This window comes from Streptomyces sp. NPDC015345 (assembly GCF_043078805.1).
Taxonomy (GTDB): domain Bacteria; phylum Actinomycetota; class Actinomycetes; order Streptomycetales; family Streptomycetaceae; genus Streptomyces.
In genome coordinates, this window is record NZ_JBIBTX010000002.1 from 1,079,055 (window position 1) to 1,102,861 (window position 23,807).

The window sequence follows — 23,807 nt, forward strand, 5'->3', positions numbered from 1 at the left end:
GCGCACGACCCCATGCACGACACCGGAACCGCACCGCAGTCGGCTCCGGCCCCCGAGCAGGACCCGGTCTCCGGGCAGGCTCCGGCCTCCGAGCAGGAAGGGCAGAGCAGGCACGCCCGGCGCTTCGGGCTCCCGATCGCCACCTGCCTCGTGATGGGCAACATCATCGGCGGCGGAATCTTCCTGCTCCCGGCCTCCGTCGCCCCGTTCGGCACGATCAGCCTGGTCGCCTTCGGCGTGCTGACCGCGGGGGCGATAGCCCTGGCGCTCGTCTTCGGACGCCTCGCCGAGCGCGATCCGCGGACCGGCGGGCCCTACGTCTACGCGCGCGAGGCCTTCGGTGACTTCGCCGGGTTCCTGGCCGCCTGGTCGTACTGGATCACCACCTGGGTGTCCAACGCGGCCCTCGCCGTCGCGGCCGTGGGCTACCTCGACGTGCTCATCCCCGTCGGCGAACACAAGTGGACCGCCTGTCTGGCCGCCCTGACCCTGCAACTCCTGCCCGCCCTCGCGAACCTCGCGGGCACGCGGTACGTCGGCGCGGTCCAGCTCGTCGCCACCGTACTGAAGTTCCTGCCGCTGCTGCTCGTCGCGGTCGGCGGTCTCTTCTTCTTCGACAGCGCCAACCTCGGGCCCTTCCAGGCGAGCGACGACAGCGCGGTCGGCGCCCTCTCGGCGTCCGCCGCCATCCTGCTCTTCTCCTACCTCGGCGTGGAGTCGGCCGCCGTCAGCGCGGGCGAGGTCCGCGACCCGCGCCGCAACGTCGGACGGGCCACCATCCTCGGCACGCTCGGCGCGGCCCTCGTCTATCTGCTCGGCACGCTCGCCGTCTTCGGGACCGTCGCGCACGACAAGCTGGTGGGCTCCACCGCGCCCTTCTCGGACGCCGTCAACGTCATGTTCGGCGGCTCCTGGGGCGGCACCGCCGTCGCGCTCGCCGCGCTGGTCTCGATGGTCGGCGCCCTCAACGGCTGGACGCTGCTGAGCGCCCAGACGCCGTACGCCGCCGCGAAGGACGGCCTGTTCCCGAGCGCGTTCGGTCGCAAGAAGCGGGGCGTGCCGACCGTCGGCGTCCTCGTCACCGTCGTCCTCGCCTCGCTCCTGACCGTCTACAACTACGCGGCGGGTTCCGGCGGCGTCTTCGAGTCCCTGGTCCTGATCACCACGTTCACGGCGACCGTGCCCTATCTCCTGGCCACTGTCGCCCAGATCTACTTCCTCGTCTCCGGGCAGGGCGCGCGCGTCCACCGGGGGCGGCTGGTGCGGGACGCGGTCCTCGCGGGCATCGCCTTCGCGTTCTCCATGTGGCTGGTCGCCGGGTCCGGATACGCGGCGGTCTACCAGGGCGTGCTGTTCCTCTTCGCCGGCGTGCTCGTGTACGCGGTGATGTCGGCCCGCAAGCAGCGGACCGCCACCTCTCACGCCTGACCGGCACCCGGGCCGGTCAGGCCGACCCGGCTACCGCGCCGGCGGCGCCACGACCGCAGGACTACGTGCAACCGAGCGACGGCAAGGGCCTGTTGTGGAAGTTGGTTCGTGCCGTCGACGGACGCCCAGTAGATGTACGGATAGACGTCGTTGGGTTCCATGCCGATCGCCGAGCCGTTCGTGCCGATCGCCCGCAGCCGTGCCGCGTTCAGGACGATGCGCGGCCCCTCGGCGGCGGTCTGCACCGTGGCGCCGGTGGTGATCTTGCCGTTGATCGCGTCCGCGTCCAGGAGGTCCGCGGTGATCGCCCCAGCAGCAACATGATCACGCCGCACAACCCTTTGGCCCCGGTCCTCGCACGCGGCCCGGCGCGCTGTGGCCTCCACCGCCTCGGACGGCGGCCCGGGAGTGCCGGAGGTGTTCACAGCGGCCAGGCGCACCCGCACGGGCCCGTAGTGGTTGACCGCCACGGTCACCGACGCCCCCGACGCGGCTTCGACACGGCGCCCGTCAACTCTGAGGCGCGGCTCGTCTCGACCAGCCGCGTGTCTCTCCCTCGTCGATGAGGCGCTGGCCGGCCCGCCACAGGGAGGCGGAGGCCTCGCCGATCACAGCCTTGCGGGCCCGGACATCATCAGCGGTGACGCCCGGAGTGCGCCATGTGCCGCCACGCGCCATCCAGTTGAGGAGGAGTGGCTGCAGCCGGTCCATTGCCTTGGCGAACTTGGCTTCGGGAGTGCGACGTTCCTCGAACTCGTCCCACAGAAGCCGCATACGCTGAGCCTGATCTGCCGGAAGCAAGCCGAAGAGCTTGTCGGCTGCGGCCACTTCACGTTCATTTTGATCGTCCCCCGCGGCGCTGTCGTACAGGGGCGTGTCGCCGGCGTAGATCTCCACGAGATCGTGCAGGAGAACGAGCTGAATGGTGTGGCCTACGTCGATAGGCCGGTCGGAGTACTCGGCGAGGATCGCAACCATCATCGCCAAATGCCACGAGTGCTCCGCGTCGTTCTCACGGCGGTCCGCCGCAGCAAGGGGAGACTGCCGAAGGATGGTCTTGAGCTGGTCGATCTCGACAAGAAAAGTGAGCTGTGCATGCAGTCGATCATCGAGGTCGTCGGGGAAGGGCGTCTTCTCGGCAAGTAGCCTGCGGCGCTCATCACTCATGGGTTCATCGTGGCATGCACTGACCCACTCGCAGAGTGAACCTCGCTCCGAAACCACCGCGCAGCTCTACTTGGCGTTATCGGTGGGGCGGTGGCGTTCGGCGTGCGGCACTCCGGGAGTGAGCCCCGGCAGGTTGCGCCGGGACTCACCGGGGATGGCGGCGGGGTCAGCGGTCCATCAGCACGAACACTCCCCACCCCACGTATTCGCGCTGGTACCGGGCGTGGCGGACGGGGCCCGTGGTGAGCTCCGCGCGCAGCTCGTCGGCCAGCTCGTCCTCGGGGTTGGCGTCGAGCCAGCGGCGGATGTTGAGCCACTGCGCGGCGGCGTACCGGTCCCAGCTGTCCTGGTCGGCGAGCACCATCTCCACGACGTCGCAGCCCAAGTCGCCGAAGCGCGTCAGCAGCTCCGGCAGGGAGAGCAGGTCGTCCGCACGGGAGAGACCGCAGGCTTTGGCGGTCGCCTCGTCCTCGGGCTCGCGCCGCCAGTACGGCTCGCCGATCAGCATCATGCCGCCGGGCGCCAGGCTGCGCCGGAGAAGCCCGACGGTGCCGGGCACGCCGGAGCCGATCCAGGTGGCACCGACGCAGGCGGCGATGCCGACCGGATCGTCGGAGACGTGGCCCGACGCGTCCCCGTGGACGAAGCCGACGCGGTCGGCGACGCCCAGCTCGACGGCCCGCGCGCGGGCCGCGTCGAGGAAGACGGTGCTGATGTCCACACCGGTGCCGGTCACGCCGTGGTCCCGTGCCCAGGTGCACAGCAGCTCGCCCTTGCCGCAGGCCAGGTCGAGTACGCGCGTACCCGGCGACGGGCTGATGGCCTGCCCCAGGAGGGCCAGCTTCTCGATGGTGAACGGGTTGAGCACGCGGTGGCCGCTCTCGCGGATGGTGAAACTACGTGGCAGATCCACTTTGGGATTCCTTTGGTCCGGAAGAAGTCAGAACGGCCGGGGCGGCTGCGGAGCACAGCTCCTCAGCCGCCCCCAGGCCGGGATCACTGCTGGGACGGAGCCGGTGCCGTGGTGGAGAACCGGGCGATGGTGGCGTCCTCGCTCCAGCGATGCAGGCCGGCCTTCTCCAGTACGCGGACGGAGGCCGGGTTGGACAACTCCACGTCTGCGCAGACGGTGTTCACGCCGGGTGCGGTCAGGGCGAACTCAACGATGGCGCGGGTGGCTTCGGAGGCATAGCCGTGGCTTCGGTGGGAGGCGACAATGCCGTAGCCGACCTCAAGGGAGCCGCTACTCGGCGGCCAGAACAGACCGATGGAACCGACCACCAGACCGCTGGCCCGCTCGATGATCTGGCGGTGGCCGTAGTCGGTGAGGCCGTCGGGGTGTTCGGTGAGGAATCCCGCGATGACGCGGTCGCCGTCGGCGGGGAAGTCCTCGGCCCAGTGCGTCAGCCGGACGCCGTTGAGGACGGCGGCGAGTTCGTCGGTGGACCATGGCCGCAGCACGAGGCGGTCAGTGGTCAGATCTGTACCGGTCAATGAGAAGGAAGACACGCGACACTCCTGGTCGTTTGAGACGACCGGGCCGCTGGTTATCCTCGTGCGGCCCGGACAAGGGCATGCTGATGAAGCGCCTGGCGGGCCATATTCATCAACCTCCCTTGCCGCAGTTGTGATCGCGAGTCTCGCGCGTCAAGGGAGCGTATCAAGAGGTCGGGGGCGGCTGAGCACTCACCCTTGCGGCAGGACTCGTGGGTGAAGCCCGACCGCCACCTGGTGGTGCCGCCGTTGTGAGTGATCCGGTCACTGGGCCGCAGCACAGGTCCGTGCTGGTCGGCCGTCACCGAACCACCCCCAGGCGACACCAGCGACTCGGAGTGCAGCGGCGCCGACATCCACGGCCGACTGCGGCCGGCGCCGTGAGGCGTCCGGCCGAGAGCCCTCACTTCTCGATCTCGCTCGTCAATCGGTCGATTGACGAGCGGCGCTGACGAGCCCTGACTCGTAGGCGCTGATTACCAGCTGCGCGCGGTCCCGGGCACGCAGCTTGCTCAGCAGCCGGCCGATGTAGGTCTTGACGGTGCCGTTGCTGAGGTGGAGGTACTCGGAGATGTCGGCGTTGGAGAGGCCACGCGCCACGAGCCCGAGGACCTCGCGCTCGCGCTCCGTGAGGTCCTCGAGCGAGGATCCCGGCGCATGGTGAGCATGGGGAAGACGAGCGAACTCGGCGATCAGGCGTCGGGTCACCGAAGGGGCGAGAAGGGACTCTCCGGCGGCGACGGTGCGAATGCCTGCCAGCAGCACCTCGGGAGACGTGTCCTTGAGGAGGAATCCCGCCGCCCCGGCACGCAGCGCGCCGTACACGTACTCGTCGAGGTCGAAGGTGGTGAGGATGAGGACGTGTGTCCCGGCTGTCTGGGGTGATCCGGCTATGCGCCGTGTCGCCTCGATGCCGTCCATGCCGGGCATCCTGATGTCCATCAGCACCACGTCCGGGCAGAGCCGCTGCGCGCTCTCGACGGCTTCGGCTCCGGTGCCGGCCTCGCCGACCGCTGTCAGCCCGGGAGTGGTGTCGATGAGTACCCGGAAGCTGCCTCGGAGCAGGGACTGGTCATCGGCGACGAGTACCCGGATGGGTTCGGTCACGCGGTCCTCTCTCTGTGGTTCGCGGCCGTGCCGTGAGTGGGTTCGGGCGGGAGACGAGCCGACACGGTGAACCCGCCGCCGGGCCGTGGCCCGGCGGCCAACGTCCCGCCATACATCGTCACGCGTTCGCGCATTCCCACGAGTCCGTGGCCACCCCTGAGTTCGGCCCGGTCGGATGCGGCCGGGTTCCCGGCTCCGTCATCCGCCACCTCGATTCGCACTTCTCCTCGCGAGTCGACTGTGATCGTCACCTGGCAGTGCGTTCCGTCGCCGGCGTGCTTAACCACGTTCGTCAGAGCCTCCTGCACGATCCGGTAGACGGCCAGCGCCGTCCCCGCGGGGAGGCCGGCGGCCAGCTGGGTGCGGAGTTCGGTACGGACGCCCGCTCGCTCGGCACGCTGGATGAGGGCTGGCAGGTCGTCCAGTCCGGGAGGGGGAGCGGTCTGCGCCGAACCGGGCTCTCGCGTGCGCCGACCAGCAGTGTCGCCGCGCAGCACTCCCAGGGCACGGCGCATCTCGGTGAGCGCCTCCCGGCCGGTCTGCTCGATCGCCTGGATGGCATCGCGCGTCTCTTGGGGGCGTGCCTCGGCCACATGGTTGGCCACCGCTGCTTTGACGACGATCACGCTGAGGCTGTGCGAGACGATGTCGTGCAGTTCTCTGGCGATGCGCAGGCGTTCTTCGGCCAGTGCCTCCTCCGTAAGGCGACGGTCTCGTCGGGCCGCTCGGCATCTGCGTTCGCGCACGACACGCCCTGCGGCCCACGCTGCCCCGATGACCAGCCAGACGAGGGCGGCAGTGCCGGTGGCTTCCGGCCACGGGCCGGAGGGCGTCAGGGCCGCTTCACCGGTGATGACCGCGGCCGCCGAGACAACCAGGATCAGGGCGAACGCCGCCAAAGCCCGGTGTGTCGGCTCAGTGAGCGCCACCGCGTAGACGGCCAAGGCCGCAGAGATGTACGGGTCACGGGTGATGTCGAGCAGTGTCGCCGTCGCCGAAGCGCCCAGAACCACGGCCAGGGCAGGCAGGGGCCACAGGCGCCGAACGGCCAGCGGCATTCCCACACAGACGGCCACCAGCCAGCCCAACCACCACGGGCCGGAGAACCGAGGCAGACCGTCTGAGGCACCCTGGTCGGCCAGTGCCACGTACCCGGCTGTCACGACGGCCGCCACGCAGGCGTCGATCGCCAGCAGATGCGCGCCGGTCCGTAAACGCTGCCTCACTCCGTGCATCGCTCGACGATACCGATGGGCGCTCATCCGGCTTGCCCGAAGAGGAACATCGCGGCTCCCACGGCGCCCACCAGGAGAAGCCTTCCGGCGACCGTGGCCGCCCGTGGGGTCGGCCCGTTGCGCAACGCGGCCACGCCCAAGGGAACGAGCGCGATGCACAGTCCCTCAGCGGCGGCGACCGATAGAGGGGTCGTTCCCTTCAGCACCCCCAGCGGCATCGCCGATGCCAGAGCCAGGGCCGCCGCACGCAGCGGTCCCAGCACTTGGGAGCGGTAGGCGCCGATAGCCAGCAGGAGCCAGCCGCCCATGATGGCTGCGTTCAGCGTGCTGAAGCTGTGGAACGCGCCGTAGGTCTCGCTCACTGTTCGCGTCGCTGACGCCGCCCCTTGCACCGCAACCAACTGAAAGGCCAGGTGGTCCACACCGGCGTGAAACGTGCGGGCGAAGAGGCCGAGGACCGTGAGTGCTCCGCCCCACAGAGCCAGTTCCCGGCATCTCTCGCCGATCCTGGCGGCGAGAAGCACGACTCCCGGCCAGAGCAGCACCCACCCGGCGGACACAAAGCTGTACGAGGCTGTCATGAGGTCCGGATGGTGTCCGTACGCGCTCAGTTGCGCGGGGAAGAAGAAGTCGAAGCGCAGGCGCAGCAGCATGCCGGTGAGCAGTAGCAGGGGGCCAAGGACGAGAGAGGCGCCGCCCACCCAGCGTCCCGGAAAGACAGGGCGGGGAACGGCGGTTGACGCAGTCGTGACGGTCATGGGGCAACGATGCTGCCGTGACACGTTCCGCGTCGTCGGAGCGTGGACCACACTTTCGAATCGGACCGTGGTCGTACGGGCGACGAACTCCACCACCGCCCGGTAGCTCGAACCGGCCTCGGGGAAACCGGCCGTACTGCGTGTAGAGCTTCACCCCGCGCAGCTCCACGACCTGGCGACCTCAGCGGCCCCTGTGGCGCGGCAGAGGACGGATCCGGGTGATCGTGGCGGCGACCGCCAGCCCCAGCGTGGCACCGACGGCGGCGGCGATGGTCGCTGCCCAGGCCGCGTCGAGGGAGGCGGGCAGTACGGCTCTGGTGAGCCGGCTCGTGCCCCACAGGAGTGCTACCGCGGCCAGCGCGGCCGGCCAGCGGTTCCGTACCCCTTCGACGATGTCGTCGACGACGTGGAAGAGAAGCATCATCGTCATGAGGTGGGAGCCGTTGAGCGCGTCGTCCCACCGCAGTGCGGTGAGTCCGGCTCCCAGGGCGAGCATCGACAGCCAGAGTCCCGCCAACCGCCTGACCGGCATGGGGCGGCGTCGTTCCGCGCCCCGGGGGATCCAGAAGATCCGCGTGACGCGCCGGACGACCGAGTGTTTCCGCATGGCTCGCGTCCCGCCCCCGCCGTGGCCGGCCGGCTCTTCCTGCCGGCACTCAGTACTTGGACACGCGAAAGGTCGCCACGGTTGCGCCGGGCCGCCGCGGTGCCGGAGCGCGACGGAGGTGGAGGCCGGCGGTGGCCTCCACCTCGCCGGGACCCGGCCGGGTGATGGGTTTCGGTCAGCCGCCGACGTACCAGCTGAACTCGCCGGACGCGGCGAGCACCATCAGGACGATGAACAGGATCACGTCGATGACGCCCAGGATGACGGCGGCCTTCGCCATGCCGCCGCTGCCGGTCCTCTGACGCAGGGCGACCGCACCGAAGATGATCGCGAGCGGTCCGAGGATGATGCTGAGAAAGAACAGTCCGACGATGCCGCAGACGAGTCCGGCCACCGCGAGGCCGTTCGTGCGGGACCCGGAAGAAGCCGCTGACGGACTTCCGTAAGCCGACATGGTCACACTCCTTGGAGGTCGCGTTCCAGTCGTGCGTGACGGGACCGCGAGTGCCCCGGAACGCGCCGCCTACTCCCGCGGACCGGCGACCGCGCCCGCTTCCGGAGCCGTCCCGTGCCCCGATCGCGCCCCGAGTGTGATCGGATGGTGGCAACGGAACCTCCGATCACGGAACCGCACTGAAGGGAACTGCATCGTGGCAACCACGCGCTCCGCGCACACGGTCTGGGAAGGCTCTCTGATGGAGGGCTCGGGCACCGTCACCTTCGACTCCTCGGGCATCGGGGAGCAGGCGGTGTCCTGGCCCGCCCGCGCCGAGCAGCCGAACGGCAAGACCAGCCCGGAGGAGCTCATCGCCGCCGCCCACTCCAGCTGCTTCTCCATGGCTCTGTCGCACGGCCTGGCCGGCGCCGGCACCCCGCCGAGCCGCCTCACCACCTCGGCCGACGTCACCTTCCAGCCGGGCACGGGCATCACCGGCATCCACCTCACGGTCGAGGGCACCGTGCCGGGCATCGACGAGGACACCTTCGTCGCCGCCGCCGAGGACGCCAAGGCCAACTGCCCGGTGAGCCAGGCGCTGACGGGTACGACGATCACGCTCACGGCCAAGCTGGCCTGACGCGACGGCGCCCACGGACGATGCCGCCGCCCCGCTCCGGGGTGGCGGCATCGTCACGTGCGGCATTGACAAGAGACCGCTCAAGTTTTGTGATGGAAGATGGAGTAGACCTGGTTACGGGGGACGTGAGCTCGCGGCGGAAGGGACTGGACCATGGCACGAGCGGTCGGGATCGATCTCGGGACGACGAACTCAGTGGTGGCCGTACTGGAGGGCGGTGAGCCCACCGTCGTCGCCAACGCGGAGGGCGCGCGCACCACCCCCTCGGTCGTCGCCTTCGCGAAGAACGGCGACGTCCTGGTGGGCGAGGTCGCCAAACGGCAGGCGGTCACCAACGTGGAGCGCACCGCACGCTCCGTCAAACGCCATATGGGCGAAGGGGGCTGGCGCTTCCCGGAGAGCGGCTCCGTGGACGGCACCCGCTACACCGCGCAGGAACTCTCCGCGCGCGTCCTGCAGAAACTCAAGCGGGACGCCGAGTCCTACCTCGGCGAGGACGTCACCGACGCGGTGGTCACCGTCCCCGCGTACTTCGACGACACGCAGCGCCAGGCCACCAAGGAGGCCGGCGAGATCGCGGGCCTCAACGTCCTGCGCATCGTCAACGAACCGACGGCGGCGGCCCTCGCGTACGGCCTGGACAAGGGCGAGGACCAGACCGTCCTCGTCTTCGACCTGGGCGGCGGCACCTTTGACGTATCGCTCCTGGAGATGGGTGAGGGTGTCATCGAGGTGAAGGCCACCAACGGCGACACCCGGCTCGGCGGCGACGACTGGGACCAGCGGATCGTCGAATACCTGGTACGGCAGTTCAAGAACGCGCACGGCGTGGACCTCGGCAAGGACAAGATGGCGGTCCAGCGGCTGCGCGAGGGCGCCGAGAAGGCGAAGATCGAGCTGTCCTCGTCGAGTGAGACGGACATCAATCTCCCCTACATCACCGCATCCTCGGAAGGCCCCCTGCACCTGGCCGAGAAGCTGACGCGGGCCCAGTTCCAGGAGCTGACGTCCGACCTGCTCGACCGCTGCAAGGAACCCTTCCACCAGGCCGTCAAGGACGCGGGCGTCAAGCTGTCTGCCATCGACCACGTGATCCTGGTGGGCGGCTCGACCCGGATGCCCGCGGTGACCGAGCTGGTCAGGGAACTCACCGGCAAGGACCCCCACAAGGGCGTCAACCCGGACGAGGTGGTGGCGCTCGGCGCGGCCCTCCAGGCCGGTGTCATCCGCGGCGACGTCAAGGACGTGCTGCTGCTCGACGTGACCCCGCTCTCCCTCGGCATCGAGACCAAGGGCGGCATCATGACCAAGCTGATCGAGCGCAACACCACGATTCCCACCCGGCGTTCGGAGACGTTCTCCACCGCCGAGGACAACCAGCCCTCGGTCGGCATCCAGGTCTTCCAGGGCGAGCGGGAGATCGCCGCGTACAACAAGAAGCTCGGCGTCTTCGACCTGACCGGGCTGCCGCCGGCCCCGCGCGGTGTCCCCAAGATCGAGGTCACCTTCGACATCGACGCCAACGGGATCATGCACGTCTCGGCGAAGGACGAGGCGACCGGCCGCGAGCAGCGCATGACCGTCACCGGCGGCTCCGCGCTGCCCAAGGACGACATCAACCGCATGGTCCAGGAGGCCGAGCAGCACGCGGAGGAGGACCGCAGGCGGCGCGAGGCGGCCGAGACCCGCAACCAGGCCGAGCAGCTCGTCTACCAGACGGAGCGGTTCCTGCGGGACAGCGGCGACGGCGGTGACAGTGGTGGCGCCCGGATTCCCGCGGAGACCAGGGCCGAAGTGGAGGCCGCCGTCGCCGAGGTGAAGGGCCTCCTCAAGGACCGCCCCGACGACACGGCGGCCCTGCGCGCCGGCACCGAGAAGCTGGCGACGGTCAGCCAGAAGATGGGCCAGGCGATGTACGCGGCCTCAGGCGGCGACGCACAGCAAGGGGCGGCCACGGCATCCACCACCGAGGAGGGCGTGGTGGACGCCGAGATCGTGGACGAGGACGACAAGGGCAAGGAGGGGGGCCGGAGCGAGACGCCCTAGGGCCTCGTCCGTTCCCAGCCGCGCCGCTCCGGCCGCGCCCCGATCCGCTCCGGGTCCCGGGCGCGGTAGACCACGTAGGGCCGGAAGAGGTACTGGAGCGGCGCGCTGAACATGTGGATCAGGCGGGTGAACGGCACCAGGGCGAAGAGCACCATCCCGACCACCGCGTGGATCTCGTACATCAGGGGCACGCCCGTCATCGCGTCGATGTCGGGCCGGAGCGTGAAGAGGCTGCGGGCCCAAGGGGCGATGGAATCACGGTAGTTGTAGCCGTCGCCGGAGGTGTGCATCAGCTTGGCGACCATGCCGAGCACGATCGCCGCGAACAGCACCAGGTACATGAGCTTGTCGTTCGCGGTCGTCGCCCGGAACACCGGGGTGTTGGTCCGCCGCCGGTAGAGCAGCAGCAGGATGCCGAGGACGAGCAGGACGCCGGCCGCGGTGCCGCCGTACAGCGAGAACAGGTGGTACGTGTGCTCGCTGACGCCCACCTTGTCCGTCCACGACTCGGGGAGGAACAGGCCCACCAGGTGGCCGACGAGCACGAAGAGGATCCCGTAGTGGAACATCGGCGAGGCGATGTTCAGGAGCTTGGACTCGTAGACCTGCGAGGAGCGGGTCGTCCAGCCGAACTTGTCGTAGCGGTAGCGCCAGATGGTGCCCGCGACGAGCAGGACGAAGGCGATGTAGGGAAGGGCGCCCCACAGCAGCGTTTTCATCAGTGCTCCCCGATGAGTGCGGAGGATGAGGAGGAGGTGAAGGCCGCGAACGGTACGAGGCCCACGTCCTCGCGTGGCGGCCCCGAACGGGCCAGCGCGAGCGCCTCCGCGCGGTCCTTGGGGGTGGGGCCCGGAAGGCTCGCGCACACCGCCTCCAGCACGCCCGCGTACGGCGTGCCGTGCTCGCGCAGCGCGAGCCGCAGCAGCTCCAGGCCGCTGCGGTGCTCCAGCAGCAGCACGGGCCCCGCCCGCGCCGAGAACTCAAGGACCGCGGGCAGGAAGTCCGGCAGCTCCTCGCCGGTGAACTCCAGGCCGTGCTCGCGGTAGACCTCCTTGAAGCGGACCAGGGCCATGCCGCGCCGCCGGGTGTCGCCGTCCCGCCACCAGCTCAGGTACAGGCTGTGCCGGTTCTTGAAGTCGAAGACCCGTACGTAGTGCGCCGCCAGCTCCTGGGGCGCGGTGGTCGTGGCGTACGCCAGGAAGTCGCCGAGCTGCGGGGGAGCGGCGGCGCGCAGCAGGGGCAGCCGCTCGTGGAACTCGTCGTCGGGATAGCCGAGGCAGAGCGCCGCGGCCTGGTGGAGGGCGGCGTGCTCAGTCACTGTCGTCCTCCTTGGCCGCGTTGGCCTTCTCGGCCGCGCTCGGCTGTTCGTCGGCGGTCTGGCGGGCCCGCAGCGTGTGGAAGTTCTCCAGGGTGACCAGCGGCAGGTTCCGGCGGCTGCCGGAGTCCTGGCCGAACGGGCCGTCGCCACCCATTCCCGGACCGTCCTGGTGATCGAGGCTGCACGTGTCGGGGACCGCCGACTCCTCCAGGCGCCGCGCGTCGCCGACCGCGGCGGTCGGGATGACGTACCGGTCCTCGTACTTGGCGATGGCCAGCAGGCGGTACATCTCCTCGATCTGCGGACCGGACATCCCGACCGAGCGCGCCACGTCACCGTCCGGCGTGTCACCGAGGTTGATGGCCCGCATGTGCGCCCGCATCGCGGCCAGTTTCTCCAGGCTGGACCGCACCGGGCCGACGTCCCCGGCGGTGAAGATCTCCGCGAGGTATTCGAGGGGGATGCGCAGGGTGTCGATGGCGCCGAAGAGGTTCGCCGCGTCCTCGCCGTCGTGCCCGGTCTCCGTCAGCGCGTCCACCACCGGGGACAGCGGCGGGATGTACCAGACCATCGGCATCGTGCGGTACTCCGGATGCAGCGGGAGCGCCACCTTGTATGTGCTGATCAGGGCGTGTACGGGAGAGCGGCGTGCCGCCTCGACCCAGTCGTGGGAGATGCCGGCCCGCTCGGCCTCGCGGCGCACCTCGGGGTCGGCTGGATCCAGGAAGACGTCCAACTGAGCCTGATACAGCTTGTGTTCGTCCGGCTCGGAGGCCGCCGCCGTCACCTTGTCGGCGTCGTACAGGATCACCCCGAGGTAGCGCAGGCGGCCCACGCACGTCTCCGAGCAGACGGTGGGCAGGCCCACCTCGACGCGCGGGTAGCACATCGTGCACTTCTCGGCCTTGCCGGTGCGGTGGTTGAAGTAGACCTTCTTGTACGGGCAGCCGGTCACGCACTTGCGCCAGCCCCGGCAGTGGTCCTGGTCGACGAGGACGATGCCGTCCTCCTCGCGCTTGTACATCGCCCCCGACGGGCAGGACGCCACGCACGACGGGTTCAGGCAGTGCTCGCAGATGCGCGGCAGATAGAACATGAAGGTCTGCTCGAAGGCGAACTTCACCTTGTCGGAGGCCTGTTGGCGGGTCCTGGCGACCATCGGGTCCAGGTGGCCGTGCTCGGTCGCGCCACCGAGGTTGTCGTCCCAGTTCGACGACCACTCGATCTTCATGGGCTTGCCGCTGATCAGGGAGCGCGGCTCGGCCACCGGGTAGTCGTCACCGAGCGGGGCGTCGGTGAGGTTGCGGTACTCGTACGTCCAGGGCTCGTAGTAATCCTTGATCTCGGGCAGCTTGGGGTTCGAGAAGATCTCCAGGAGCGACTTGACGCGTCCGCCGTTCTTCAGCTTCAGAGCGCCGCGCCTGTTCAGCTCCCAGCCGCCGCGCCACTTCTCCTGGTCCTCGTAGCGGCGCGGATATCCCTGTCCGGGGCGGGTCTCGACGTTGTTGAACCAGACGTACTCCATGCCGTCCCGGTTGGTCCACGCCTGCTTGCACGTGACCGAACACGTATGGCAGCCGATGCACTTGTCGAGGTTCATGACCATCGCGATCTGTGCCATGACGCGCATCAGTACGTCACCTCCTGGCCGCGGCGGCGGATGACGGTGACCTCGTCGCGCTGGTTCCCCGTCGGACCGAGGTAGTTGAACGCCCATGACAACTGCGCGTAACCGCCGATGAGATGGGACGGCTTGAGGATGAGGCGGGTCAGGGAGTTGTGGATGCCGCCGCGCTTTCCGGTGGTCTCCGTCTTCGGTACGTTCACCGTGCGCTCCTGCGCGTGGTGCATGTAGACCGTGCCGGCCGGCATGCGGTGCGAGACGATCGCGCGTGCCACCACGACGCCGTTGCGGTTGACCGCCTCGATCCAGTCGTTGTCCCGTACACCGATCGCGTCCGCGTCCTGCGGCGCCATCCAGATGGACTGCCCGCCGCGCGAGAGCGACAGCATGAACAGGTTGTCCTGGTACTCGGAGTGGATCGACCACTTGTTGTGCGGGGTGAGGTAACGCACCGTCACCTCCCGCTCCCCGTCCGGTCCGAGGCGCGGCTCGCCGAAGAGGCGGTTCATGTCCAGGGGCGGCCGGTAGACGGGCATCGCCTCGCCGAGCTCGTGCATCCAGTCGTGGTCGATGAAGAAGTGCTGGCGTCCGGTCAGGGTGTGCCACGGCTTCAGATGCTCCGTGTTGAGCGTGAACGCGGTGTAGCGGCGCCCGCCCGACTCGCTGCCCGACCACTCCGGCGAGGTGATCACCGGCACGGGTGCGGCCTGCGTGTCGGCGTACGTGATGCGCTTGCCCTCGTGCTCGGCGGCCAGGTGCGCCATCTCCTGGCCGGTGCGCTCCTCCAGGGTGTGGAAACCCTGCGTGGCCAGGCGTCCGTTCGTCGTGCCGGACAGCGCGAGGATGGCGTTGGCCGCCTTCACGGCGGTGTTCAGCGCGGGGCGGCCGTCGGCGGGCCCGCCGAGCACCACGCCGTTGCGTTCCTTCAGCTCCTCGACCTCCCTGTCGGGGTGCAGGGCGATGCCCTTGGCCGGCAGACCCAGCCGCTCCACCAGCGGTCCGAGCGCCGCGAACTTCGCGCCGATCGCCGTGTAGTCGCGCTCCACGACCGCGAGGTTCGGCAGGGTCCGCCCGGGGACCGGCTCGCACTCGCCCTCGCGCCAGTCCAGGACGACCCCGCCGGGCTGCGCCGTCTCACCCGGCGTGTCGTGCTGGAGCGCGGTGGCGACGAGGTCCCTGCGGACGCCGAGATGGTCCACCGCCAGCTCGCTCAGCCGCTCCGCGATCTCGCGGAACGTGTCGAAGTCGGTCCGCGCCTGCCAGGGTGGGTCGACCGCCGGGGTGAAGGAGTGCACGTACGGATGCATGTCGGTGGTCGACAGGTCGTGCTTCTCGTACCAGGTCGCGGCGGGCAGCACGACGTCGGAGAGCAGCGTGGAGGACGTCTGCCGGAAGTCGAGGGAGACGAGGAGGTCGAGCTTGCCCTCGGGCGCCTCGGCGCGCCAAGTGACCGTTGACGGCCGCTCGTTCGGTGCCGCCTCCTCGGCGCGCAGCGACGAGTGCGTGCCGAGCAGATGCTTCGTGAAGTACTCGGCGCCCTTCGCGGACGACCCGAGGAGGTTGGCGCGCCACAGGGTCAGCACGCGCGGCCAGTTCTCCGGGGCGTCCGGGTCCTCGCAGGCGAACTTGAGGGTGCCCGCCTTGAGTTCGGCGACGACATTGGCCACCGGGTCGTCCGTCGTCTCCGCGAGGTCCAGGGGGTTGCGGTCGAACGTCGGGTACGACGGCATCCAGCCGGAGCGCGCCGACAGGGCCAGGCAGTCGGCCCCCGTCATCCCCGCGAAGCGGCCCTCGCCCAGCGGTGAGGCGAGCACGTCGGCGGCGAACCTGTCGTAGCGCCACTGGTCGGTGTTGAGGAACCAGTAGGCGGTGCCGATCATCTGCCGCGGCGGCCTGCTCCAGTCGATGCCGCCCGCCAGCGTCGCCCAGCCGGTCACCGGGCGGCACTTCTCCTGCCCGACATAGTGTGCCCAGCCGCCCCCATTACGCCCCTGGCAGCCCGTCAGCTGGAGCAGTGCGAGGAAGGCGCGGTAGATCGTCTCGGAGTGGAACCAGTGGTTGGTGCCCGCGCCCATCAGGATCATGCAGCGCCCGCGCGACTTCTCCGCCGTCGCGGCGAACTCCCGCGCGATCTTCACGCACTTGGCGGCGGGCACGGAGGTGTGCGCCTCCTGCCAGGCGGGCGTGCCGGGCGCGTCCGCGTCATCGTACGAGGAGGGCCACGTGCCCGGCAGCCCGTCGCGCCCGACGCCGTACTGCGCGAGGAGCAGGTCGAAGACGGTGGTGACCAGCGGCCCGTCCTGCCCGCCGAGCCGCGTCGCGGGCACCCCGCGCCGCACCACCTCACCGCGCCCCTGGCCGTGCGCGCCGCCCTCGGTGTCGAAGCGGGGCAGCAGCACCTCGACGCCTGCCGCGACCGGCGAGCCGTGCAGCGACAGGAGCGGCTTGATGTCGCCGAGGTCGAGGTTCCACCTGCCCTTGCCGGATTCGGTCCAGCGGAAGCCGAGCGAGCCGTTGGGCACGGCCGGCCGGCCGGTGTTCTCGTCGAGCACCGCCGTCTTCCAGTCGCCGCCCTCACCATCCTCGCCGAGGTCGGTGGCGCGCAGGAACTTCGAGGGCACGTACGCGCCGTCGCGTTCGGTCAGCGTCACCAGGAAGGGCAGGTCGGTGTACGTGCGGACGTACTCGGTGAAGAAGTCCGTCGGCCGGTCGACGAAGAACTCCTTGAGGACGACGTGCCCCATGGCGATGGCGAGCGCACCGTCCGTGCCCGGGTGCGGGTGCAGCCACTCGTCGGCGAACTTGGCGTTGTCGGCGTAGTCGGGCGCGACGACCACGACCTTCTGTCCCCGATAGCGGGCCTCGGCCATCCAGTGCGCGTCGGGCGTCCGCGTCACCGGCACATTGGAACCCCACATCATCAGATACGCGGCGTCCCACCAGTCACCCGACTCCGGTACGTCGGTCTGGTCGCCGAACACCTGCGGCGAGGCCACCGGAAGGTCCGCGTACCAGTCGTAGAAGGAGAGCATCGGCGCGCCGATCAGCCCCATGAAACGGGCCCCGGCGGCATGCGACACCATCGACATCGCGGGGATCGGCGAGAAGCCGGCCACCCGGTCAGGGCCGTACGTCTTGATCGTGTGCACGTGCGCGGCCGCGATGATCTCGACCGCCTCGTCCCAGCTCGCCCGCACCAACCCGCCCTTGCCGCGTGCCTGCTGGTACCGGCGGCGGCGCTCCGGGTCGCCCTGGATGTCCGCCCAGGCCAGCACCGGATCCCTCAGGCGCGCCTTGGCCTCCCGGTACATCTCCAGGAGGACCCCGCGCAGATAGGGGTAGCGGACGCGGGTGGGGGAGTACGTGTACCAGGAGAACGCGGCGCCCCGGGGGCAGCCGCGCGGCTCGTACTCGGGGCGGTCCGGACCGACGCTCGGGTAGTCCGTCGCCTGCGACTCCCACGTGATGATGCCGTCCTTGACGTACACCTTCCAACGGCACGATCCGGTGCAGTTCACGCCGTGCGTGGAGTTCACGACCTTGTCGTGGCTCCAGCGGTCCCGGTAGAAGGCGTCCGCGTCGCGGCCCCCGGTCAGCGCGACGCTGTGCAGGTCGGGGGCGGTGGTGCCGCGCCGGAAGAACTTCCCCGCCCGCAGCAGGGCGGCGGCGGGCTCGGTCGTCTCTGTCACCGTGGAGCTCCCTAGGTCTGCCTTTCAACGAACCTAGGGGCGAGGGCGGCGGGGCACCCTTCGGCCGCCGCCGTATGGGTTGCGGGGGCGGGGGTGTGCGCGACCGGGGGCCGCGGGCGGCATGACCCGGTGCGAGGGGCGGCACTGGCCGGGGCCGCGGGCGGCATTACCTGGGACGTAATCGACCGGGTGGCGCGGGGGCGACACAGTGGTGTCAACGGATCGGGACCGCACTCCGGAGAAGGACCGCACTCCGGAGAAGGACCGCACCGGATCCGCCCACCGAAGCCCGCCCGTCCCCGCGCCTGGAGGCAGCCCGCCATGACGACCTACCAGCTCACCGCCCTGGCCCGCACCACCGACCCGACCACCATGCTGCGCCGCTTCCTCGGCCTCGACGCGGTGGTGACCGCCGGCAACGGCCTCGCGTACGTCGCCGCCTCAGGGCCCCTCGGGCGCTTCCTCGGCGTCGACTCCGGCCTGCTGCTCGGGCTCGGCGTCTTCCTCACCCTCTACGGCGCGGGCGTCGGCTACCTCGCCGCCCGCAAGAGCCCGCCGACGCTCGGCGTGCGGGCGGTGATCGAGGGCAACGCCGCCTGGGCGCTGCTCAGCGTCGTCGCCCTCGTCGTCTGGCTCTCGCCCAGCACGGCCGGAGCGGTCTGGATCCCGCTCCAGGCCCTCACTGTCGGCGGCTTCGCCGCCCTGCAGTACGCGGCGCTGCGGGCGCCGCGGGACTGAGCCGCCCGGCGGCCGGGACGCCCCCGAGGCTCCCGGCCGCTAGGGCCTGTCTGACCATTCCCGCCTGCCTCGCGGCGCCACCGCGAGGCCGCCCTCCGGGCGACGACGGGAATGGTCAGACAGGCCCTAGGCCATGCGGGTCTGGAGGTACTTGACCGTCGCCGGGTCGGCCGGGAGCAGCGTCTCGATGGCCAGCTCGGCGACGGTCACGTCCATCGGGGTGTTGAACGTCGAGATCGACGAGATGAAGGACAGGATCTGCCCGTCGTGCTCGACCCGCAGCGGCAGCGCGAAATACGGCACGTCCGTCCCCGCCTCGAAGGCGTCCACCCCCGGATCCGCCACCGGATACGCGGCCACCTCCTCGTACACCGCCCGCAGGCCGTCCGAGCGCTGCAACGCGATCTGCCGCTCCATCTGGTGCAGCAGATGGCCGCGCCACTCCCGCAGGTTGCGGATCTTCGGGGCGAGACCCTCGGGGTGGAGGGTCAGCCGCATCGCGTTCAGCGGCGGCGTGAGGACGTGCTCCGGGACGCCTTCGAGGAACATCGCGATACCGCGGTTGGCCGCGATCACGTCGTACCGCGCGTCGACGACCAGCGCCGGATAGGGCTCATAGCCGGTCAGGAGCTGTTCGAGGCCCTCGCGCAGCGTGCCCATCGACGGGTCCGCCAGCGGGGTCTCGCGAAAGCGCGGGGCGTAACCGGCCGCCAAGAGCAGTGAGTTGCGGTCCCGCACCGGTACGTCGAGGTGGTCGGCGAGGCGCAGGACGAGCTCCTCGCTCGGGCGGGACCTGCCCGTCTCGATGAAGCTGATGTGCCGGGCGGAGGAGTCGGCGCGCAGGGCCAGCTCCAGCTGGCTGACCCGGCGCCGTTCGCGCCAGCCGCGCAGCAGCGGGCCGACTCCCGTGGCGTTCCCCTTGGTGGTGCCCCTGGCCTTGCCTTTGGTGTTCCCCTTGGCGGGCGCGGCGGTTGTCATACCTAGACGGTAATCGAAACGCGTTGTGGCAAGGTGAAGTGATTCCGTGGAAGGAGCCCTGACCATGACCTCCGAACCGCTCTCGCAGAAGGAGATCGAGGACCGCCTCGGCGAACTGCCCGGCTGGTCCCTCGACGGCGGCAAGCTCACCCGATCGTACCGGCTCGGTTCGCACTTCGCGGCGACCGGCCTGGTCGTGCACATCGCGCGGACGCAGGACGAGCTCGACCACCACTCCGACCTGACGCTCGGCTACCACACCGTCACGCTGTCCGTGCACACGCACAGCGCGGGCGGCGCACTCACCGCCCTGGACTTCGAACTCGCCCGCCGCGTCCAGGAGTTGGCGCCCGCTCACGGCGCTGAGTGAGCGCAGGCATGCTGGACTACAGCAAAGAGGCCGACCGCTACGACGCCTCGCGCGGCGGCGAACCCCGCGCGCGGGCCGCGGCGGCCGCCGTCCTCGGTCTCATACCCTCCGAGGCCCGCACCCTGCTCGACGTCGCCTGCGGCACCGGCCTCGTCACCCGGCGCCTGGCCGCCCGCGAGGGCCTGCGCGTGACGGGCGTGGACGCGGCCCACCGCATGGTCCGGATGGCGGCGGACCGGGTGCCGGGCGCCGTCGTGCTCGGTGACAGCCGCCGGCTGCCCTTCCCCGACGGGGCGTTCGACGCCGTCAGCACGGTGTGGCTGCTGCATCTGCTGTCCGGCCCCGAGGAGACGTCGTCGGTCGTCGGGGAGTGCGCTCGGGTGCTGCGGCCCGGCGGGGTCTACGTCACCACCGTCGACAAGGCCGCCTCGCACGACGTGGGCAGCGACATCGACACCGTGCTCGCCCCGCGCCCGGTGCGCCCCGCCGTCGACCGCGGGCCGGCCGTCGAGGTGTACGCCGCCGAGCACGGCATGGCGCCCGCGGGCCGCGCCGGGTTCACCGGCCACGGCCAGGGCCGCTCGCCCCGCTCCACGGTCGACGACATCCATCGAGGCTGGTTCACGCAGCTCCCGCCCGACGGCCCCCTGGCGGCGCGGCTGGCCGCCGGGCTCGCGACGCTCCCTGACCAGGACGTACGGCGCCCGGACCCCCGGTTCACCCTGCGCGCCTTCCGGAAGCGGGGCTGACGGCAGGCGGGCGCACGCCCTGCCACCTTTTGCGGAAACGGCAACGTCGCTGGCCCGAAACCGGAAAGCGGGAGCAGGCTGGTCCCTGTTACGACGACGGCAGCAGCGGAACCGGAAGGCGGCACAGCGATGGGGCACCACCACGGGCACGGGCAGGGGCACGGCCACGCGCACGGAGAGGGCCACGGCCACGGTCATGGTCATGGCGAGGACCACGACATGGACTGGGCCGCCATGGGCGTCATGCTGGAGCGGTACGCGTGCATCGCCGCGCCCATGTACGGCGAGATGGCGACCTGGCTGCGCCGGTGGACCCCGGACCCCGGAGTCGTCGTCGACGTCGGCAGCGGCCCCGGCGCCGTCTCCTTCCTGCTGGCCGAGGCCTTCCCCGAGGCACGGATCGTCGCGGCGGACCCCGAGGAGCCCCTCCTGGAGCGGGCCCGCGACCGCGCCGCCCGCGAGGGCCTGACCGACCGCTTCGACACGGTGCGCGCGGCGCTCCCGGACGCCATCGACGACGTACCGACCGCCGACCTGCTGTGGCTGTGCAGGTCCCTCCACCACGTCGGCGACCAGGGCGCCGCGCTCACCGCACTCGCCGACCGCCTCGCACCGGGCGGCGTGATCGCCCTCGTGGAGGGCGGCCTCAACGCCCGCTACCTCCCGCGCGACATCGGCTTCGGCCGCCCCGGGCTCCTCTCCCGCCTGGAGGCCTCCGACGAGGAGTGGTTCGCCGGCATGCGCGCCGGTCTGCCGGACTCGAAGGACGCGGCGGAGAACTGGCCGGCACTCCTGACCGACGCGGGCCTGCGCCACACGGCCACGCGCACCTTCCTCCTCGACCTGCCGGCCCCGCTCTCCGAGGACGCCCGCGCCCACATCGTGGAGGAGTTCACCCGCCGCCGGGAGATGCACGACGACCGCCTGACCCCCGACGACTTCACCACCCTCGACCGCCTCCTGGACAAGGACGACCCACAGAGCCTGCACCACCGCCCGGATCTGTTCCTGCTGGCGGCGCAGACGGTGCATGTGGCGGTGAAGGACGCCTGAGGCCGCTGCTCCCCGCCCCCTTCCCGACGCTCGCTGTTCCGTCAACCGGCCTGTGCGGCGCGGCCGGTTGACGTAAGTTCGTCGCGAGCGCCGTGCGTCATGTGCCGGCCGAGTGAGCGAGGGAGCCGCCGTGACCGACCTGATTCGCTGGGAGTCCGACGAAGGACCCGTCGTGGTCGAGGTCGACTCCCGGGACCCGGGGTTCAGGTCGGTGTCGCGGCGTGGGGACAGCGGCGAGGTGCACGACGTGGAGGGACGGTTCGAGTCGGCGTTGGGGCATGTGCGCGGTGCCGCGCTCTCCGCGCTGCGGACCTTCCGGGAGCGTGCGCTCGATCCCGACGCGATCGAGCTGGAGTTCGGCGTCAAGCTCACCGCGGCCGCGGGCGCCGTCATCGCCAAGACGTCGGCCGAGGGGCATCTGACGGTCCGGCTCACCTGGTCACGCGAGCGTGAGGAGCAGCGGGCCGGCCTCCCCGCCCAGTCGGGCGTGCGTCAGGACGTACAGCAACGCGTACGGGATGACGTACAGCAACGTGTACGGGATGACGTACAACGAGACGTACGACAGGACGCGCAAGGCGAATAATGGCGGGCATGCACTGGCGGGCCCGCATCGCCACGGTCGACGGCGTCCCGCGAGGCGCGGGCGTACTCGTCGACGGCGCGCGGCTCATCACCTGCGCACACGTCGTCGACGGGCTGACGGAGGTCTCCGTGACGCTGCCCGGCGTCGCCGAGGCGCTGCCCGCGGCCGTGGCGTGGACCGGGGACTGGCGGTGCCTCGGCGACCGCGGCGATGTGGCAGTCGTTGAGCTCGGCGAACCCGCGGGCGTACCGCCGTGCGCCTTCGCGCCCCTCGACCTGCTGCGCCCGCGCGAGGGACAGGGCACCCGCGAACTGCGCGCCCTCGGCTTCCCGTTCGGCCACGAGAAGGACGGCACGCACGTCACCCTGCGCACCAGCGCCGACCGGCTGCTCGGCCAGGAGTGGCTGGAGATCGACGTGGAACAGGCCCATCTCCAGCGCCTCGGCGAGGGGTTCAGCGGCGCCGCCGTCTATGACCCGGGCAGCCGCCTCGTCGTCGGCATCGTCACCGACGCGCTGCTCGACGGCGACCAGGAGGGCTACATCGGCCGGATGCTGCCGCTTGACACCATCCGCCGCCACTGGGAAGCCCTGGACGACCTGCTGCCACTGGACTGGCTGCCGGACATGCCGCGCCGCGAGTTGCGGGCCCTGTTCGACGGCGTACGCCTCGACCCCGGCACCCTGGAGCTGACCGTCCGCCGCGCCTTCCCCACCTTCCGCCGCCCGCTGCCCGCCTTCCGCTCCGCCTGGCACGCCATCCGGTACGTCGGCGAGGAACTGACCGGCGAGGAGCGGCTGTCGCGGCTGCTGCGCGAGCTGGGCCGGACGGGCGCCGCCGGTGTGGACGCCGGCCCATGGCTGCGGCGCTGGATGCCCGAGCGGTACGACGAGGCCGCCCACGCCGGGCCCGCCGCGCGCCCGGCGGCCCCGCCCACCGGCTCCGTCGTGTTCCGTGCTCAGTCCATGACCCGCGGGGGCACCATCGACCTCTCCGTGTCGACGGTGGTCGACGGCGTGCCCGTCGGCAGGGCGGGGCCCGTCAGGGTCCGCCGCCAGCATCTGCGCACGAAGACCGAGGCGTTGCTCGCCGAGCAGATCGGCGGCGTCCACGGCGTCGACTGGATGCTGGAGTTCGTCGTCCCGGAGGGCCTGATGAGCGAGCCCTTCGAGGAGTGGCAGATCCGCGAACCGGGCGCCGCACGCCCCCGCCCCATGCGCACGGTGCCCGTGGTGGTCCGCCACCTGGACCGCCTGGAGCCGCTCCTCGCCTCCCATCTGGCCGGGCGCCGCTGGGCCACCGTCCGCGCCCGCGGTGAGACCCGCCCCCGGCGCGTGGAGTGCGGACTGCCCTACGGCTACGAGGAGTTCCACGACTGGCTCGACGCCGACGACCAGCTGTGCGCCCTCGCGTACGCCGCGACGCCCGCCCCCGACTGGCTCTCCGCGGCGCTCGACACCGGCGTGCCCATCATGCTGTGGCGGCGCCGCGACTGCGGGGTGGGGAACGGCGAGGGCAATCACGCGCACTGCGCGCCCGAGAAGTTCCTGGACCGGATCACGGAGGCGGTCGCCTCGCTGGACCCGGCCCGGCTGCCCCACGAGGTCATGCGGCTGCGCAAGGAGGCCCGCTCGCCGGACAAGGGCGACGCCGAGCACTGCGGACACCGGCTGACCCTGTTCTGGGACGGCGCGGAGGGCAGGGCGGACCCACCGCTCGCGGCGGGTATCACTGGCACGCAGAGCACGAGCACGGGAAGCGGAAGCGGAAGTGGAAGTGGCTGA

23 protein-coding genes are annotated in these 23,807 nt (G+C 70.8%); 9 read left to right on the forward strand and 14 right to left on the reverse strand.

Features of this window, described 5'->3' with window-relative positions; genetic code table 11:
* The first annotated feature begins 12 nt into the window (after positions 1-12).
* Positions 13-1,428 (forward strand): amino acid permease, encoded by a 1,416-nt coding sequence (locus ACF062_RS11025; protein ID WP_392137434.1) that lies wholly within the window; start codon positions 13-15, stop codon positions 1,426-1,428.
* Here the strand turns inward: ACF062_RS11025 and ACF062_RS11030 are convergent.
* The 9 genes from ACF062_RS11030 to ACF062_RS11070 form a co-directional block, all read right to left on the reverse strand.
* Positions 1,419-1,904, reverse strand: coding sequence for a hypothetical protein (locus ACF062_RS11030; RefSeq protein ID WP_392137435.1), 486 nt, complete (start codon positions 1,902-1,904; stop codon positions 1,419-1,421). The genes ACF062_RS11025 and ACF062_RS11030 overlap by 10 nt on opposite strands.
* A 34-nt stretch (positions 1,905-1,938) precedes the next feature.
* Complete coding sequence (locus tag ACF062_RS11035) at positions 1,939-2,595, reverse strand: HD family hydrolase (RefSeq protein ID WP_392137436.1); 657 nt, start codon at positions 2,593-2,595, stop codon at positions 1,939-1,941.
* A 166-nt stretch (positions 2,596-2,761) separates the two neighbouring features.
* Positions 2,762-3,508 (reverse strand): SAM-dependent methyltransferase, encoded by a 747-nt coding sequence (locus ACF062_RS11040; RefSeq protein WP_392137437.1) that lies wholly within the window; start codon positions 3,506-3,508, stop codon positions 2,762-2,764.
* 83 nt (positions 3,509-3,591) lie between these two features.
* The gene (locus ACF062_RS11045; RefSeq protein ID WP_392137438.1) at positions 3,592-4,104 is read right to left on the reverse strand and encodes a GNAT family N-acetyltransferase; all 513 of its coding nucleotides are present in this window, start codon (positions 4,102-4,104) and stop codon (positions 3,592-3,594) included.
* Positions 4,105-4,512: 408 nt separating this feature from the next.
* The gene (locus tag ACF062_RS11050; protein ID WP_392137439.1) at positions 4,513-5,196 is read right to left on the reverse strand and encodes a response regulator; all 684 of its coding nucleotides are present in this window, start codon (positions 5,194-5,196) and stop codon (positions 4,513-4,515) included.
* Positions 5,193-6,431, reverse strand: a complete 1,239-nt coding sequence (locus tag ACF062_RS11055; protein ID WP_392137440.1) for a sensor histidine kinase — start codon at positions 6,429-6,431, stop codon at positions 5,193-5,195. The genes ACF062_RS11050 and ACF062_RS11055 overlap by 4 nt, the downstream gene beginning before the upstream one ends.
* A gap of 23 nt (positions 6,432-6,454) precedes the next feature.
* Entirely contained in the window at positions 6,455-7,189 is a 735-nt protein-coding gene (locus ACF062_RS11060) for a hypothetical protein (protein ID WP_392137441.1), read from the reverse strand.
* 181 nt (positions 7,190-7,370) lie between these two features.
* On the reverse strand, positions 7,371-7,796 hold the full coding sequence (locus ACF062_RS11065) for a hypothetical protein (RefSeq protein ID WP_392137442.1): 426 nt from the start codon (positions 7,794-7,796) through the stop codon (positions 7,371-7,373).
* 175 nt (positions 7,797-7,971) lie between these two features.
* On the reverse strand, positions 7,972-8,250 hold the full coding sequence (locus tag ACF062_RS11070; RefSeq protein ID WP_392137443.1) for a DUF4190 domain-containing protein: 279 nt from the start codon (positions 8,248-8,250) through the stop codon (positions 7,972-7,974).
* 196 nt (positions 8,251-8,446) lie between these two features.
* On the opposite strand from ACF062_RS11070, the gene ACF062_RS11075 reads away from it, so the two are divergent.
* Positions 8,447-8,872 carry an OsmC family protein gene (locus tag ACF062_RS11075; RefSeq protein ID WP_392137444.1) on the forward strand — a complete coding sequence of 142 codons (426 nt, stop codon included), beginning with the start codon at positions 8,447-8,449 and terminating at the stop codon, positions 8,870-8,872.
* A 153-nt stretch (positions 8,873-9,025) separates the two neighbouring features.
* Positions 9,026-10,918: a molecular chaperone DnaK gene (gene dnaK, locus ACF062_RS11080; RefSeq protein ID WP_392137445.1), complete on the forward strand. Its 1,893-nt coding sequence runs from the start codon at positions 9,026-9,028 to the stop codon at positions 10,916-10,918.
* Here the strand turns inward: dnaK and narI are convergent.
* The 4 genes from narI to ACF062_RS11100 are packed head-to-tail and all read right to left on the reverse strand — an operon-like array spanning position 10,915 to position 17,549.
* Positions 10,915-11,637 carry a respiratory nitrate reductase subunit gamma gene (narI, locus tag ACF062_RS11085; RefSeq protein WP_392137446.1) on the reverse strand — a complete coding sequence of 241 codons (723 nt, stop codon included), beginning with the start codon at positions 11,635-11,637 and terminating at the stop codon, positions 10,915-10,917. The genes dnaK and narI overlap by 4 nt on opposite strands.
* Entirely contained in the window at positions 11,637-12,236 is a 600-nt protein-coding gene (gene narJ / locus ACF062_RS11090) for a nitrate reductase molybdenum cofactor assembly chaperone (protein ID WP_392137447.1), read from the reverse strand. Before narJ ends, narI begins: the two co-directional genes overlap by 1 nt.
* Positions 12,229-13,866, reverse strand: coding sequence for a nitrate reductase subunit beta (gene narH, locus ACF062_RS11095; RefSeq protein ID WP_392137448.1), 1,638 nt, complete (start codon positions 13,864-13,866; stop codon positions 12,229-12,231). The genes narJ and narH overlap by 8 nt, the downstream gene beginning before the upstream one ends.
* Positions 13,866-17,549 carry a nitrate reductase subunit alpha gene (locus ACF062_RS11100; protein WP_392137449.1) on the reverse strand — a complete coding sequence of 1,228 codons (3,684 nt, stop codon included), beginning with the start codon at positions 17,547-17,549 and terminating at the stop codon, positions 13,866-13,868. Before ACF062_RS11100 ends, narH begins: the two co-directional genes overlap by 1 nt.
* Positions 17,550-17,870: 321 nt before the next feature.
* Here ACF062_RS11100 and ACF062_RS11105 point away from each other — a divergent pair, with 321 nt between their 5' ends.
* On the forward strand, positions 17,871-18,287 hold the full coding sequence (locus tag ACF062_RS11105; protein WP_223777950.1) for a hypothetical protein: 417 nt from the start codon (positions 17,871-17,873) through the stop codon (positions 18,285-18,287).
* A gap of 126 nt (positions 18,288-18,413) precedes the next feature.
* On the opposite strand, the gene ACF062_RS11110 is transcribed toward ACF062_RS11105, so the two are convergent.
* Entirely contained in the window at positions 18,414-19,265 is an 852-nt protein-coding gene (locus tag ACF062_RS11110) for a helix-turn-helix domain-containing protein (protein WP_392137450.1), read from the reverse strand.
* 64 nt (positions 19,266-19,329) lie between these two features.
* Between ACF062_RS11110 and ACF062_RS11115 the strand changes: the two genes are divergently transcribed.
* From ACF062_RS11115 to ACF062_RS11135, 5 genes are all read left to right on the forward strand, one after another.
* Positions 19,330-19,635 (forward strand): 4a-hydroxytetrahydrobiopterin dehydratase, encoded by a 306-nt coding sequence (locus ACF062_RS11115; RefSeq protein WP_356582415.1) that lies wholly within the window; start codon positions 19,330-19,332, stop codon positions 19,633-19,635.
* Positions 19,636-19,643: 8 nt separating this feature from the next.
* A complete protein-coding gene (locus ACF062_RS11120; protein WP_392137451.1) occupies positions 19,644-20,384 on the forward strand; it encodes a class I SAM-dependent methyltransferase in 741 nt (246 codons plus the stop codon).
* A gap of 129 nt (positions 20,385-20,513) precedes the next feature.
* The gene (locus ACF062_RS11125; protein ID WP_392137452.1) at positions 20,514-21,437 is read left to right on the forward strand and encodes a class I SAM-dependent methyltransferase; all 924 of its coding nucleotides are present in this window, start codon (positions 20,514-20,516) and stop codon (positions 21,435-21,437) included.
* Positions 21,438-21,567: 130 nt separating this feature from the next.
* Entirely contained in the window at positions 21,568-22,023 is a 456-nt protein-coding gene (locus ACF062_RS11130) for a CU044_2847 family protein (protein ID WP_392137453.1), read from the forward strand.
* Positions 22,024-22,031: 8 nt separating this feature from the next.
* On the forward strand, positions 22,032-23,807 hold the full coding sequence (locus ACF062_RS11135; protein ID WP_392137454.1) for a trypsin-like peptidase domain-containing protein: 1,776 nt from the start codon (positions 22,032-22,034) through the stop codon (positions 23,805-23,807).